Annotated in this window: 16 protein-coding genes; all 16 read right to left on the bottom strand. The window is 61.3% G+C overall.

The features are described 5' to 3' along the window. Positions 1-11 precede the first annotated feature (11 nt). Complete coding sequence (rdgC, locus tag WOB96_RS03570) at positions 12-941, bottom strand: recombination-associated protein RdgC (RefSeq protein ID WP_341369900.1); 930 nt, start codon at positions 939-941, stop codon at positions 12-14. Between the two features lie 95 nt (positions 942-1,036). Then, complete coding sequence (locus WOB96_RS03565; protein ID WP_341369899.1) at positions 1,037-1,477, bottom strand: tryptophan-rich sensory protein; 441 nt, start codon at positions 1,475-1,477, stop codon at positions 1,037-1,039. 100 nt (positions 1,478-1,577) lie between these two features. Then, positions 1,578-2,321, bottom strand: a complete 744-nt coding sequence (locus tag WOB96_RS03560) for a carbonic anhydrase (protein ID WP_341369898.1) — start codon at positions 2,319-2,321, stop codon at positions 1,578-1,580. Positions 2,322-2,369: 48 nt separating this feature from the next. After that, positions 2,370-3,902 (bottom strand): 2-isopropylmalate synthase, encoded by a 1,533-nt coding sequence (locus tag WOB96_RS03555; protein WP_341369897.1) that lies wholly within the window; start codon positions 3,900-3,902, stop codon positions 2,370-2,372. A gap of 259 nt (positions 3,903-4,161) precedes the next feature. Next, positions 4,162-4,593 carry a hypothetical protein gene (locus tag WOB96_RS03550; protein WP_341369896.1) on the bottom strand — a complete coding sequence of 144 codons (432 nt, stop codon included), beginning with the start codon at positions 4,591-4,593 and terminating at the stop codon, positions 4,162-4,164. 14 nt (positions 4,594-4,607) lie between these two features. Further along, a complete protein-coding gene (gene pssA / locus WOB96_RS03545) occupies positions 4,608-5,342 on the bottom strand; it encodes a CDP-diacylglycerol--serine O-phosphatidyltransferase (protein ID WP_341369895.1) in 735 nt (244 codons plus the stop codon). Between the two features lie 28 nt (positions 5,343-5,370). After that, complete coding sequence (locus tag WOB96_RS03540) at positions 5,371-6,042, bottom strand: phosphatidylserine decarboxylase (protein ID WP_341369894.1); 672 nt, start codon at positions 6,040-6,042, stop codon at positions 5,371-5,373. Between the two features lie 136 nt (positions 6,043-6,178). Continuing rightward, positions 6,179-7,195: a ketol-acid reductoisomerase gene (gene ilvC, locus WOB96_RS03535; protein ID WP_341369893.1), complete on the bottom strand. Its 1,017-nt coding sequence runs from the start codon at positions 7,193-7,195 to the stop codon at positions 6,179-6,181. A gap of 127 nt (positions 7,196-7,322) precedes the next feature. Next, positions 7,323-7,808, bottom strand: a complete 486-nt coding sequence (gene ilvN / locus WOB96_RS03530) for an acetolactate synthase small subunit (protein ID WP_341369892.1) — start codon at positions 7,806-7,808, stop codon at positions 7,323-7,325. Between the two features lie 159 nt (positions 7,809-7,967). After that, the gene (locus WOB96_RS03525) at positions 7,968-9,539 is read right to left on the bottom strand and encodes an endonuclease MutS2 (protein WP_341369891.1); all 1,572 of its coding nucleotides are present in this window, start codon (positions 9,537-9,539) and stop codon (positions 7,968-7,970) included. Positions 9,540-9,655: 116 nt separating this feature from the next. After that, positions 9,656-9,973, bottom strand: coding sequence for a DUF5789 family protein (locus tag WOB96_RS03520; protein ID WP_341369890.1), 318 nt, complete (start codon positions 9,971-9,973; stop codon positions 9,656-9,658). 40 nt (positions 9,974-10,013) lie between these two features. Further along, positions 10,014-10,178, bottom strand: a complete 165-nt coding sequence (locus tag WOB96_RS03515) for a cbb3-type cytochrome c oxidase subunit 3 (RefSeq protein WP_341369889.1) — start codon at positions 10,176-10,178, stop codon at positions 10,014-10,016. Between the two features lie 143 nt (positions 10,179-10,321). Beyond that, entirely contained in the window at positions 10,322-11,959 is a 1,638-nt protein-coding gene (locus tag WOB96_RS03510; protein ID WP_341369888.1) for a peptide chain release factor 3, read from the bottom strand. Then, complete coding sequence (rimI, locus tag WOB96_RS03505; RefSeq protein ID WP_341369887.1) at positions 11,952-12,452, bottom strand: ribosomal protein S18-alanine N-acetyltransferase; 501 nt, start codon at positions 12,450-12,452, stop codon at positions 11,952-11,954. The genes WOB96_RS03510 and rimI overlap by 8 nt, the downstream gene beginning before the upstream one ends. After that, complete coding sequence (gene tsaB, locus WOB96_RS03500) at positions 12,452-13,126, bottom strand: tRNA (adenosine(37)-N6)-threonylcarbamoyltransferase complex dimerization subunit type 1 TsaB (RefSeq protein ID WP_341369886.1); 675 nt, start codon at positions 13,124-13,126, stop codon at positions 12,452-12,454. The genes rimI and tsaB overlap by 1 nt, the downstream gene beginning before the upstream one ends. A 27-nt stretch (positions 13,127-13,153) precedes the next feature. Beyond that, complete coding sequence (yoaA, locus tag WOB96_RS03495) at positions 13,154-15,094, bottom strand: DNA repair helicase YoaA (RefSeq protein ID WP_341369885.1); 1,941 nt, start codon at positions 15,092-15,094, stop codon at positions 13,154-13,156. Positions 15,095-15,098: the final 4 nt, after the last annotated feature.

The raw sequence follows: 15,098 nt of genomic DNA, 5'->3' as shown, positions 1-15,098 counted from the left end.
GCAAGCGCCCTTCAGGCATTGGCAACCAGCCGTGTCGTGTCTGGCACCTGCTCGCTGAAGATCCCCAGAAGCTGCTCAAGAAAGGCATCGAATTCCAGACTCATCAGGACGAACATGGCATCCAGTTCTGCCGCGGCGTCATCCGTTTTTTCCAGTTCATCACGCAGCACATCGTCGAGACGCACGCGGCGCACGAGCAGATCGTCGCCGAGCACACAGGACAGGTGATCCGTCCAGTTCAGGGCCAGGCGGCTGACCTGCTTGCCCGCCTGAAGATGAGACATGATCTCGCTGGCGGCAAGATCATGGCGCTTGCAGCGCACGATGCCCCCCTCCTCGCCCGCTTCCACCAGTTCACACTCGTCGCCAAGCTCAAAGCCCGCGGGCAGATCTTCCTCACCGGCCAGCCAGCGCGTCATGATTGCACCCGGATTGCCCTGCAACACCGGCGGGTGCGCCTGGAAACCATCGATACTGCGGCGCAGCAGGTCCACGAAATCCTCGGCCTTCTTTGCGCTGGCGGCATCGATCACCATCCAGCCCTTTTCCGGGCTGATATAGGCGCACGTCTGGCTGCTGCGGGTGAAGGCGCGTGGCAGTAGGTCCTGCATCACCTCATCGCGCAGGGCGTCCCGTTCCTTGCGCCTGACCTTACGGCCCTGCTGCGCCTCGATCTCCTCGGCCTTGTGGTCCACGAATTCCTTGATGACAGCGGCCGGCAGGATCTTTTCTTCCTTCTGCGCGCAAAGCAGCAGGCGTCCCTGCGCGGCATGGACCAGTACCCGGCCCTGGCGCCCCAGCGGCGATACCCAGCCCGTGCTGGACAGATCGACGCGCCCGCAGGGCTTGAAAGCCAGCGCGCTCAGGTGAGTTTCGAGATCCCTGGGGGAGATGTGAAAGGGTTTGGTAAGGCGATACAGCTGAAGGTTCTTGAAAAACATGTAAACAACCTGAATTATCGACAAAAATGCGCTCAGATTGAGCAAATGAAAGGCGCCCTATCAGAGACGCCCGGAATCATGAATACTTTTCAGGATCAGGGCTGCAGGCGCCATAGACTACCAAGCAACCAGACCATGAGGCTTACCCAGACAAAATAGGGCAAAAGCAGGAATCCCGCCACTGCCAGACGACGCCAGAAAATAACAATGGTCTGCAGCAGAACCACCCACTGGACCAGCACCACGGCAAATGCCCAGCCAGGGAGATGCAGGAAAAACAGCAAGACCAGCCAGACCAGCCCGAGCAGGAGTTGCAGGAAAAAGAACCGGATGCCGGTTTGCGCCGTGGCCCTTTCCCCGCTCTTGATGAACAGGAATACCGCCACGCCCACGGAAAACAGGAGAGCGAAGGAGGCAGAGGAAAAGATCACAAGCGGCAGATCAGGGATCTGCGGGAACACCGGGCCAGTACCGGCCGGCGCCTGCGCCAGCATGCCGCCGAACTCCCCGGACCTGGTCAGCAATCCTTCCCTCATGCGAACCATCTCCCCCTATCTCCAGAGCAGTACTCTGGCGACTTGTATAACAGCAGTGGCCGAAGCGGGGAAGCACCCTTTGGCCAGCCAGCCACGTGCTTCAGCGACCTTCGTGGATCACGCGACCATTGAGGGCCTGGATCGGGCGTGCATTATTGGGGTAAAGCCTTTGAAAGCTCGCCAGTTGCTGGTTTGAGATGCTCACGGGCTTTTCCATGACAAACCAGGATACGCCCTCGGTGCAAGGCGGCGTGGTCAGCGAGCCTTCAAAAGCGTAGTGCATCTTATGTGTGGGCAGCAACTGCTTGAGATGCACCTTTATGTTCCTGTAATCATGCACCTCCCCGGCTTTCACGGGCAGATGAGACCAGATGGGCTGCAAGGCCCGGTTTTGCCCTCCGCGCTCGAATTCCACCGCGACTACTGCCAGATGCCCTTCGGCATCCTTGTGCACGAGGTGCGCCACCATCGGATAATGCTTGCCGTGGAAAGCTTCCTCGCTGGGGGTGTGAAAGTGGAACTGGACCAGCTCATAGCGGTGCTCATTCACGCGCAGGGTGTTGCCGGCCGGAATGTCCACCTCGATGGTATGGCCATTGTTGACGATATGCAGCGGGGCATCATGATAATCAAATGCCAGATGCGCTGCATCGCCCATCACCGCCTTGTCGATATCAATGGGTGACTGATGCTTGCCGCTGGCGCAGGTGGCGTACTTCTCGCTCAACTCCGCCCAGTGTTCGGGCCCGTCCTGCCCGGCATAGCCCCAGTGTTCCCCGTCAGCCAGAACTGGCCCTGCAGCGAGTGCCAGAAAAATACCCAGGGCAAACTGCCTTACCTGCATATTCTCTCCTTTTTTATTGAAAAGCCCTCCAGAGGAGGGCTGAGTCGGCTACAACTGAGGATGCTTCCGCCCACTGGGCTGAGCCAGGCGGTTCAAGGCGTTAAGGTAGGCCTTGGCGCTGGCGATGACGATGTCGGTATCTGCGCCCTGCCCGTTCACCACACGCCCGGCCTTTTCAAGCCGCACCGTGACCTCGCCCTGGGCATCGGTGCCGGTGGTGATGGCGTTCACTGAATACAGCAGCAAGGTCGCCCCGGAATTGGCAAGGGCCTCGATCGCCTTGAAAGTGGCGTCCACCGGCCCGCTGCCGCTGGCATGACTGGTTTTCTCCACCCCATCCACCAGCATTTCCAGCGTCGCCTCGGGACGGCAACCCATCTCCGAGCAGACCTTGAGATAACCGAGCCGATAATGCTCAGCAAGGCTGGTCTGGACCTCGTTGCTCACCAGAGCCTGCAGATCCTCGTCGAAGATCTCGCTCTTGCGATCCGCCAGGTCCTTGAAGCGGGCAAAGGCTGCATTCAGGCGATCGTCATTGAGCGTGATGCCCAACTCCTGCAAGCGCGCCCGAAACGCGGCCCGGCCCGAAAGCTTGCCCAGCGAAATGCGATTGGTGCTCCAGCCGACATCCTCGGCGCGCATGATTTCGTAGGTCTCGCGGTGCTTGAGCACGCCATCCTGATGTATGCCGGATTCATGCGCAAAGGCATTCGCGCCGACGATGGCCTTGTTCGGCTGCACCGGAAACCCGGTGATGGTGGAGACAAGCTTGGAAACCGGCACGATCTGTGTGGTATCGATGCGCGTATCGCAAGTGAACACATCTCGGCGCGTACGCACCGCCATCACGATCTCTTCGAGCGCGGCATTGCCGGCCCGTTCACCCAGGGCATTGATGGTGCACTCGACCTGGCGCGCGCCGTTCTGTACCGCCGACAGCGAGTTGGCCACCGCCAGCCCGAGATCATTGTGGCAGTGCACCGAAAAGATCACCTTGTCGCTGTTGGGAACGCGCTCGCGCAGATTGCGGATGAGCTGGCCAAAGCGATCCGGCAGGTTGTAGCCGACCGTATCGGGGATGTTGATGGCGCGCGCGCCCGCCTGGATGACGGCATCGACGATACGGCAGAGGAAGTCCTCGTCAGAACGCCCGGCATCTTCGGCGGAAAACTCCACGTCATCGGTGAACTGGCGCGCAGTGCGCACCGCCATGACCGCCGCTTCCAGCACCTGCTCCGGCGTCATGCGCAGCTTGGCCTGCATGTGAATCGGGCTGGTGGCAATGAAGGTGTGGATGCGGTTGGCCGCGGCTGGCTTCAGGGCTTCGCCGGCGCGTATGATGTCGGCCTCGCGTGCCCGGGTCAGCGCGCAGATGCGCGAGTCGCGCACCGTTTCCGCCACGGCTCGAACTGCCTCGAAATCCCCGTTGCTCGCGGCCGGGAAACCGGCCTCGATGACATCCACGCGCAGGCGCTCCAGCGCCTTGGCAATACGGATCTTGTCGTCCTTGGTCATGGATGCGCCGGGCGACTGCTCGCCATCGCGCATCGTGGTATCGAATATGATCAAATGGTCACTCATGACCGTCCTCCAGATACAGATCCGGCCGTGGGGGCCGGAAAATGAATACAGTGCTGAAAACCCTGGCAAGGGCTGGAGAAGACTAGTGCAGCAGGACAGATAGTCGGAGGCCGGCAAAGACGACAGGCGAGCGCAATTGCAGGGCCCAGGCGCAGGCATGTTGCCAGCGCGCGGGCTCACAGGTGTGAGCTGGGGATGCGGTAGGTATGGGGTACATGCACGGAATCCTAGCGCAAGCCCGACGGTACCGCAAGAACCCTCAGCGAATCAGCGGAGCCTGTCCGGGCCGGGCACGGATCTTCGGTTCGCGTGGCCCCTTTCTGGCCGCGGCCCGGACCAGCTCGTCCTCATCGTTCAGAAGCTGCTGCCTTTGTGTCTCATCGAGCAGGGGGCTCTTGGCGATGAAGTAACGCACATTGGGATCGCGGTCATTGACGCAGCACGCGACCTGTGCAGGCGTGAGATCCATGCGCTTGGCGATGCACAAACGGATCACGTGATCCTGATCCGCGAGCAGTTGCGCAATCTCGGGCGGACGCAGATCCAGCCGGCGGGCGAAATAGCATTTGATCTGCATCCACTGATCGCGAACCAGAAAGGGCCGGTAGCAATCCGGCAGGTCCGCACTGAGCGCAAGTTCCATGCGTTCGCCGATGCTCATGGCTTTATATTGCCGTTCCAGATCGCTCATGCCGATTCACCGCCCTAGCGCCGCTGTTCCTTGCGCTGGCGCATTTGCAACAGAGTGAGTACAGGACCAGACAGCGCATAGGTCAGGCTTGCAGCAAAAAGCACCAGGGGCGGATGAACGGCGATCAGCGCCACGATCAGCACGCCAATGACCGCCAGCACAAAGGGGACCCTGCCACGCAGATCCACGTCCTTGAAGCTTTTGTAACGGAAATTGCTGACCATGAAGAGGCCCAGGAGATACACCAGTGCCAGGGCGATGGGCTGGGCAAAATCATCGATGAAGCCCGATACTTCCGGGCTTTCCGCCACCCAGACCAGGCCCGCGAGGGTAGCGGCGGCCGCCGGAATGGGCAGGCCCTGAAAATGGCTCTTGGAAGCAACGTGGACCTGGGTGTTGAAACGCGCCAGCCTGAGTGCTCCACAGGCGGTGAACACGAAAGCCCCCAGCCAGCCGATCTTGCCGTACCCTGAAAGCCCCCAAAGATAAAGCACCACTGATGGCGCCAGCCCAAAGGCAATCACGTCGGCGAGGGAGTCATACTCGGCGCCGAAGTCACTTTGCGTGTTGGTCAGGCGAGCGATGCGGCCATCCAGACCATCGAGCACCATGGCAATGAAGATGACAGAGGCCGCAAGCTGGAAATCACCGCCAATGGCCTTGATGATGGCATAGAATCCGGCAAAGAGGCTGGCGGTGGTGAAGAGATTGGGCAAGACATAAACCCCGCGACGCGGCGTATTTTCCACCAGAACGGCTCCTTTACTGGTCTGAAGTCTAGGCATTCACCCGATCCGCCATGGGCAGACGCGCAATCACATCCTGTCTGGAGCGAACCCGATCGCCCACACTCACCAGAACCTCGGTATCCAGGGGCAGAAAGGTGTCCACGCGGGACCCAAAGCGGATGAAGCCGAAACGATCTCCCTGACTTACGGCATCGCCTGCCTGCACGTAACAAAGGATGCGCCGGGCAACCAGTCCCGCCACCTGTACCACGGTGACATCACGGCCAGCCGGCGTTCGTACCCAGAGCGCGTTGCGTTCGTTTTCCAGGGAGGCCTTGTTCAGCGCGGCATTGAAAAAGCGCCCGGGATGATACCAGCGTTCCCGGATCTGTCCGTTGATGGGCATGCGGTTGATATGCACATCAAAGACATTCATGAATATGCTGATTTTAATCGCATCCCGCTTGAGATAGGGATCCTGCGTCTGTTCCACCAGGATCACCTTGCCATCGGCCGGGCAGACCACGGCCTCGGGATCCGTGGATACGGGCCGCGCCGGGTCTCGAAAGAAATTGATGGAAAAGGCGGTCAGGACATATAAAGGAAGCGCCCACCAGAAGCCTAGAAAGACCTGGATCAGGATGGCTGCGGCCGCGAACAGCAGAATGAAGGGCCAACCCTCGCGGGCGATCCAACGATGGGAACCAGCTATGTTTTGCATGCATGCATCCTCTGGTCTGGTGCTGCAGACAGCCCCTGGCTTTGCCAGTTTGCCGGGCAGCATGCTGGAATCAGGGGCATGACAAAAACAGGACAAGGACCATTGCTGGTCCCTGCCCTGTTTCCTGGATGACAGCTTAGTTCCTGCTCTTGTCGACGATCTTGGCGCTGTTGATCCAGCTCATCATGGAACGCAGCTTGCCGCCAACCTGCTCGATGGGATGCTCCGCACCCAGGCGGCGCATGGCCTGCAGCTTGGGCTTGCCGGCCTGATTTTCGAGAATGAACTCACGCGCGAACTCGCCGTTCTGGATTTCCTTGAGGATCCTGCGCATCTCGTCCTTGGTCTGATCCGTGATGACGCGCGGACCACGGGTGAAGTCCCCGTATTCAGCGGTATTGGAGATGGAGTAGCGCATGTTGGCGATGCCGCCCTCATACATCAGGTCCACGATCAGCTTGAGCTCGTGCAGGCACTCGAAGTAGGCCATTTCCGGGGCATAACCTGCCTCGACCAGGGTTTCGAAACCAGCCTGGACCAGCGCACTGGCACCACCGCAGAGCACCGCCTGCTCGCCAAAGAGATCGGTCTCGGTCTCTTCCCGGAAGGTGGTCTCGATGACACCGGCGCGCGTGCCGCCGTTGGCCTTGGCATAGGAAAGACCAAGCGCCAGGGCCTGCCCGGAGGCATCCTGATGGATGGCCACCAGGGAGGGCACGCCACCACCCTGTGTATAGGTGGAGCGCACCAGGTGCCCCGGTCCCTTGGGCGCAACCAGGAAAACGTCGAGATCCTTGCGCGGCTGAATCTGGCCAAAATGGACATTGAAGCCATGCGCAAACACCAGCGCGGCACCCTGCTTGAGGTTGGGTTCGATCACGTCGCGGTAGAGAGCACCCTGGGTTTCGTCAGGTGCCAGGATCATCACGACATCGGCGCCAGCCACGGCCTCGCCCGTTTCCCTGACTTCCAGTCCGGCCTTGATGGCCTTCTGCCAGGAAGCGGAGTCAGGGCGCAGGCCCACCGTGACATCCACGCCGGATTCCTTGAGATTGTTGGCGTGGGCATGACCCTGTGAACCGTAACCAATGATGGCCACTTTCTTGGCCTGGATAAGGGCCAGGTCGGCATCGTTGTCGTAGTAAATCTTCATGCTTTCTCCCTGAGGTAAATCGCTAAAAAGTTGGTTGATTGGTGATTCAGCCAGTGACAGGCCCGCAGGGTGTTACAACTGGCCGGCAGATGGACTGAAGTGGCGACAGGACGGGGCAACCGGGACATCAGATACCCTTGGCGCCCCGGCTGATGGCGCTGGTGCCCGTGCGGACCACCTCGATGATCATTCCGGCATCCAGGGCTTCCAGAAGTGCGTCGAGTTTGTCACTGGAGCCAGTCAGCTCGATGGTATAGGACCGGTCGGTGACGTCGATGATGTTGCCACGGAAGATGTCGGAAAGACGCTTGACCTCTTCGCGATCCGCGCCTACGGCGTGGACCTTGACGAGCATCATCTCGCGGGCGATATGCGGACCTTCGGTGAGATCCTGCACCCGGATCACCTCGATCAGCTTGTTCAACTGCTTGAGGATCTGCTCGATGACGTTATCGGGACCGACCGTGACCAGCGTCATGCGGGAAACGCGGGGATCATTGGTCGGCGCCACGGTCATGGCCTCAATATTGTAGCCACGGGCAGAGAAAAGCCCGGCCACCCGTGACAGGGCGCCGGCTTCGTTCTCAAGCAGGATGGAAATCACGTGACGCATCGTACACCAGATTCATGCCGGTAAACGCCAGAAATGGCGTATTCGCCGGACCTTGCCTTATTACGGAAATTCTGCGGTGGAATTCAACCTGTGACAGTACTGTTTCAGGGGAATTCCGTCAATAGTCATAGGCACAGGACAAAGCGGGATCACGCCTGTCTATTGGCCGTGCCCCGGTGCAATCTCTTCCAGATAGGCATGGGCGCGTTCCACCAGGGGACCATCCAGACCGCGCTGACGGGCCACGATCAGTCCCAGCGAGCGACCGGGCGTGCCGATCTCGAGCTGGTAGGTCGGTTCGAGACGCTCATAGTCAAAGCGCATCGAGGCATTTTCAAGCCGCGGATGCCGGCTGGCGAAGGTCTTCAAGGGCGAAAGATGCGTCGTCACCACACCGTGCACACCGCGCTCCGACAGTTCATCGAGCACGGCCATGGCCAGTGCCGCGCCTTCCTCGGGATCGGTGCCCGTGCCCAGTTCATCGAGCAGGACCAGGGTGCGCTCGTCGGATTCCGCCAGCAGCCGCTTGAGCACCTCGACGTGACCGGCAAAGGTGGACAGGTGATGGGCGATGCTCTGCTGGTCGCCAACATCCACGATGACCCGGCTGAAGTTGCCGATTCTCGCGACGCCTTCGGTGGGCAGATGCAGGCCACAATGCGCCATGACCGTCAGCAGGCCCAGGGTTTTCAGGACCACGGTCTTGCCACCGGTATTCGGCCCGGTGATGACCAGCACCGGCTTCTGGTCGTCGATGCAGAGATTCAGCGTGCGCGGCAGGGGACCCTGACGATTGGCATAGGCCAGCAGGAGCTGCGGATGATAGGCGCCCTGCAGCTCCACGATAGGCCGGTCGATGAGTTCGGGTGGCGTGGCATTGAGATGAAGGGAAAGCTGTCCCGCGGCCAGGGCCAGATCGATCCAGGTCAGCGCATCCATCAGGTGATTCAGGGCTGGCAGGCGGCCGCGGATTTCATCGGTGATCTGGCGCAGCTTGACCTGGTTCTCGGCATCGATCTTGCCACCGACGCTTTCCAGCCGGTTGTTCAGACCCAGCACCTCCATGGGCTCGACGTAGTAATCGCGGCCAGCCGGCCCGATCCCGCGCCGCACGCCCTTGATTCTGTCGGCCTGTTCGCCGGAGAGGGCCAGGACGGCGCGCTGCCCGTGCCAGTGCACCTTGTCCGGATCACTGATGGAGCCGACCAGGTCGGGCTGGCGCATGCGCGCGCGCAGCTGGCTCTGGACATCCTCGCGCAACTGCTTGAGTTCGCCATGCAGAGAGGCCAGTTCCGGGCTGGCGTCCTCACGCATGCGCCCGCTGGGCAGCAGCGCTGCATCGAAGATCTTGACGAGGTCCTGCGCGCCGCCGAGATGATCCAGCCCGCCCGGGTAGAGGCTTGGCCGCTCCGAGATGAAGGGCTTCAACCTGATGCCGGTCTCGATAACCATGCGAAGGTTCATAAGCGCCGTACCCGGCAATGCGGCACCGGGGCTGCTGGCCTGGCGCAGTGCGGCACGTACGTCCGGCAGTTCGGGCATGTGTGGCCCGTCACCGGCATCGAGGCCCTGGCGGGCGGCCGTCACGGCGGCCTGCATCTGTCGGGCAATGCCAAGCTCCGGAGCAGGCTCCAGGTTTCGTGCGGCTTCCGCGCCAAACGGGGTGGCGCACAACTTTTCCAGCAGGCGGCGGATGCCGTCAAACTCGAGGGCTTTCAGGTCGGCTTGCATAGGATGGCTGATTGTCGGGGATGAGGGCAAAATCCTAGCAGATTGCCGGAACGGGGGCAAAGCCGGGAACCTGGAGGAACGAACCCGGCACAGGAGGTGCCGGGCCGGGACTGGGATCAGTTGTGAATGGTCCCTTTCTGACCATCGAACTCGGTGGCGCCCCGCTTGTCCAGCGCCAGACTGACCGCGCTGAGGATCTCCGCCATGGAATCGAAGCGGGACTGGGCCGCCTCCTCGATCAGGGGGCGCAATGCTGCGCGCCGCCCCGGCTCATACTCGATCTCCTGTTCGCCCGCCATCGCCAGCACAGTCTGCTTGTCAGCCGGAAATCTCAGACCTGGCAAGGCATCCGCAAGGATCTGGGTGCCGTAGACCGAACCCCGCAAGGGTCCAGGTGATGACTTGCTTGCTTCACTGTTCTGTTCATTGGCCATGAAAACTCTCCCTCACTGGTTTTCCGGAACAGTGTCCCGCCTAGCGACGCGTCCTGTCCGGCTTCGAGTTTGCTTCATCCTCAAAGGGAATCTCGGCATCCGCCCGATAACGCTTGCTGGCACCAGCGCGAAACACGTACAGGATGATTCCCAGAAAAACGATGAAAAGCAGCACCATCCACCAGAAACCTGCCATATTTTCCATTTCGGCCCTCCGGCTGAATGCGTTTGTGCCGCGCCCGACGGCAAATCCATCGGAACTGCTTTTTTGACCGGATTCGCTGACTTAAATTCGCATCGGCAAGGCCGGAACAGGACCTTTGGCGGGCATCATTGCCGAGTTGCAGGCTAACCCAGCCCGCCGGCATGTTCGCGCGTGGCATGGAAGGTCACCTGGGGCCAGCGCTCCTGTGTCAGCTCGAGATTCACGCGCGAGCTGGCGAGATAGGCGAGATTTCCGGCACCATCATGGGCCAATTGGTCAGCGAGCTTTTTCTCGAAATCAGCGAGCACCCTGGCGTCGGAGCAACTGATCCAGCGCGCGGTATGGGTATTGACCGGCTCGAACACGGCATCGACCCCGTATTCCGCCTTCAGGCGATGGGCCACCACCTCGAACTGCAGGACCCCGACCGCACCGAGCACGAGATCTCCCCCATTGAGCGGCTTGAAGACCTGCGTGGCACCCTCTTCAGCCAGCTGCTGAAGACCCTTGTGCAACTGTTTGACTTTGATGGGGTTCTTGATGCGCACACGACGAAACAGCTCGGGGGCAAAATAGGGCACGCCAGTAAACTGCAGGGCCTCTCCGAGGGAAAAGCTGTCGCCAATCTGAATGTTGCCATGATTGTGCAGGCCGATGATGTCACCGGCGTAGGCCTCCTCCACCTGTTCGCGCTCCTGGGCCATGAAGGTGATGGCATTGGAGATCTGGATGTCGCGGTTCATGCGCAGATGCCGGATGCGCATGCCACGCTCGAAGCGGCCGGAACAGACGCGCAGGAAGGCGATGCGGTCACGGTGCTGCGGGTCCATGTTCGCCTGAATCTTGAAGACGAAGCCGGTGAACTTCTCCTCATCGGGCTTGACTGCCCGGGTGGTAGTCTGACGGGGTTGCGGCCCCGGGGCCCAGTCCACCAGGGCATCGAGAATCTCGCGCACCCCGAAGTTGTTGATGGCGGACCCGAAGAAGACAGGCGTCTGCCTTCCGGCCAGGAAGGCCTCCAGCTTGAAGGGATGAGAGGCGCCACGCACCAGTTCGACTTCGTCACGCAGTTCCCTGGCCTGATCACCGAAGCGTTCGTCCATTTGTGGATTGTCGAGACCCTCGATCACCTCCATGGCCTGGTTGCGACTTTCCTGACCGGGCTGAAACAGCAGGATGGAATCGCGCAGCAGATGGTAGACACCGCGAAAGCGCTTGCCCATGCCGATCGGCCAGGTCACCGGGGCGCACTGGATCTTGAGTACGGACTCGACCTCGTCGAGGAGCTCCATGGGATCGCGCGCCTCACGATCCATCTTGTTCATGAAGGTGATGATGGGGGTGTCGCGCAGGCGGCAGACGTCCAGGAGCTTGACGGTCTGGGTCTCCACGCCCTTGGCCGCGTCGATGACCATCAGCGCCGAATCCACGGCGGTCAGCACCCGGTAGGTATCCTCGGAAAAGTCCTGGTGACCGGGGGTATCCAGCAGGTTGACCACATGCTCGCGGAAGGGAAACTGCATGACCGAACTGGCGACGGAAATACCACGCTGCTTCTCGATTTCCATCCAGTCGGAGGTAGCGTGACGGCTGGCCTTGCGGGCCTTGACCGTACCGGCGAGCTGGATCGCGCCCCCGAACAGCAGCAGTTTTTCAGTCAGTGTGGTCTTGCCCGCATCCGGATGGGAGATGATGGCAAAGGTACGCCGCAACGCGGCTTTTGCAGCAACTCTTTCGCCGCGACTGCTTGTGTTTTCAATGGTTTGTGCAAAGTCATTCATGTTCGTTCTCAATCCTGAGCGATAGTGTTCCGCTTGTGGGCTGGACATCTGCATCCAGACGCCGGGCCAGGACCAGTGCATCCTCGCGGCCATGCTGATCCCGGTAATAGCCCTTGCGCACGCCAATCTGGCGGAAACCCATCTTTTTGTAGAGGGACTGCGCGAGCTGGTTGCTGACGCGCACCTCCAGGAAGACCACCCGGCCACCCAGCGCCCGAGCCCGCTCGGTGAGATGCTGGGTCAGACGATGGCCAAGCCCCCTGCCCCGGAATTTCTCATGGATGCCAAGGTTCAACAGGTGCGCCTCTCCTGCCGCTGCAGACAACATGCCGTAACCCACGATCCCGGCAGCAGCATCGTCGAAGACCCAGCCCTCATAGCCGCTCAACAGACAGTCGCGGAAAATGCCCACGCTCCAGGGGGTAATGCAGATCCTGGCCTCCAGCCGGGCAACGGCCGTCAGATCCTCCTGGCGCATGGGTCGCAATTCCATCAGGCACGGTTCTCCTCTGCCTGCGAGGGGCGAATATAAACCGGCAAAGCTTCTGTCACGTCAAGATACAGACCCGCCTCCCAGCGAGGCAGCGCCAGCCTGGCCACATCAGCGGCCTGGGGCAGGGCTTCGGGACAACGTAGCAGCAAGCGGTCGGCCAGTTGCGTGGCCAGACTGTCTCCGCAAGCGCCCCAGCCTGTTCCCATGCCTGCCCATTCATGCTCTCTGGGTAGCAATATTCTCTCCGGGGCAATGACCTGCTCCTGGCCCAGCAGCACGGGAATGCCATGCGCATTGCGCTCGAAGGCCGCCCAGTACAGTTCGCCCTTGCGGGCGTCGAAAGCCGCCAGCACCCGGTCATGTACTGACTGCATGGCCAGTGCCTGCAGGCTTGATACGGGAATGAGCGGGCGATCGATTGCAAGCGCCAGGCCCTGGGCGGCACTGACGGCAATGCGCACGCCGGTGAACGAACCCGGACCCTGGCCAAAGGCGATGGCATCCATAGCCGAAAGCGCCTGACCCGCATCAGCGAGAACCTGCTCGATCATGTCCCGGATCAGGGCCGCATGTCCCAGCGGCGCCAGTGCGAAGCGCTGAGAGACCTCGCCATCCTGCAGCAGGGCGACCGAACAGCCTTCGGTGGCAGTCTCGATGGCAAGCAACCGGGTCATCGCCAGGAATCATCCCGTTCAGTAGCGTCATTGTCCAACATCAGAGTGATCCTCCTGCCTGTCCCCGGCATCGAAAAATGCCTGTACATCCTTGATCGCGCGCGTTCGCCGCATGGGGGGCAGACTGTCCAGGAAAATGCGGCCATACGGCTTTGTCAGCAGGCGTGGATCACAGAGCATCGCCACGCCACGATCATCCACAGCCCGTATCAGGCGGCCCACGCCCTGCTTGAGCGCAATGACCGCCTGCGGTAGGTAGCCGTCCCGAAAGGGGTCGCGTCCGGTTGCCCTCAGGTGATTGGCGTAAGCCCTGCTCAGGGGGGCCTGCGGAGATGCAAATGGCAGTTTGTCGATGATGACACAGGACAGACCGGCACCACGCACGTCAACGCCCTCCCAGAAACTGGCGGCGCCCAGCAGGACACCATTGCCCGAACGGCGAAATTGCTCCAGCAGCACGGCCTGGCCCGCCTGGCCCTGCACAAACAGCGGATAGTCGATCCGTTCCGCCAGCCAGCCCGCCGCCTGCTGCAGGGCCTGATGGCTGGTGAAGAGCATGAAGGCTCGCCCCCTCCCCGCCCGCAGTACAGGCAGAGCCGCTTCGAGCATGGCCGCCAGGAACTCGGGTTCCCGCGGATCCGGGAGATTCCGGGGCAGATACAGCAGCGCCTGGGAGGCATAGTCAAATGGCGACTCCCAGTGGGCCGTATCTGCGGCATGCAAACCAAGCCGTTCCTGAAAATGACCGAACTCGCCGTTCACGCTCAGGGTGGCGCTGGTAAATATCAGTGCCGGACCCGCCGGTTTCTGCAAGGCGGCGAGACTGTCATCCACCCGGACCGGCATGGCATGCAGCAAAGCATCACGCCGGCTGGTCTCATACCAGTACAGATAGGCAGGGTCGTCGGCCCGCTCAAAGAAACGCAGCAGGGACTGCAGGCGCTCGGCCCGGCCATGACAGTTTTCCAGACCACGGCCGCGCTCAGCACCCATGGCGAGCTGGGCCAGGAAGCTGCGCAACGCGTGACCAAGCCGGTCGGTAGAGGCTGCCAGCTCGGGTTCAAGCATTATATCAAGCCAGTCGCTTTTGCGCTCCCCCGGCGCAAACCCGGCAAGCCAGTCACGCAGCGCGAGCAGCAGAACCTGCCCCGACTGCGTCAGCGCAGGCATGTCGGGCGCCTCCTGGCGAGCCATCCGTTGCACGTCCTGCACCAGCTCCACCACATGCCGGGAACCGAAATCCCGGCCCATGAAGGCACTGGCCACCTCTGGCAGATGGTGCGCCTCATCGAAAATGATGGCATCGAAAGGCGGCAGGATTTCCCGGCCTGAGTGCTGCTGCATGGCCAGATCGGCGAACACGAGATGATGGTTGGCCACCACCAGGTCTGCCTCCCAGGCCGACTCGCGCGCCTGCATGAGAAAACATGTCTCCATGTCAGGACAGCTTGCGCCAAGGCAGTTCTCGGCACTTGCAGTGATCAGGGGCCAGATCCCGGAGTCCCCGGCAAGGCCGGACAGTTCTCCGATATCCCCCGAATGGGTACTGGCAGCCCAGCGCGCCACCTGATGGAGATCCTGCAACAGCGCCGGCGGGCAGTCATCGGCAGACTGCAATGAAAGCCCGAGCCGGTAGCGGCAGAGGTAATTACGGCGTCCCTTGAGCCGCACCGCGCGTACCGGCTGGCCGAGCATCCTGCGAAGTTTTGCCAGCTCCGGTCCAAAGAGCTGATCCTGCAGGGTTTTGCTCGCGGTGGATACCAGCACTTTCTTGCCGCTGCAAAGCGCCGGTATCAGATAGGCGAGCGTTTTGCCGGTTCCGGTACCCGCCTCGACGATCAGCATGCCGCCACTGTCGAGGCTCAGCCAGATACGCTCGGCCATCGCCAGCTGCTGGGCACGCATCGAGAAACCATCCAGGGACCGGGCCAGGTGCCCATCCTCGGCGAAGAATTCACTTAGATCCATGGTC

The sequence above is a fragment of the Thermithiobacillus plumbiphilus genome, assembly GCF_038070005.1.
GTDB lineage: Bacteria > Pseudomonadota > Gammaproteobacteria > Acidithiobacillales > Thermithiobacillaceae > JBBPCO01.
Note: the sequence above shows the minus strand (reverse complement) of the source record. Positions and strands in the feature narration are given on the sequence as shown.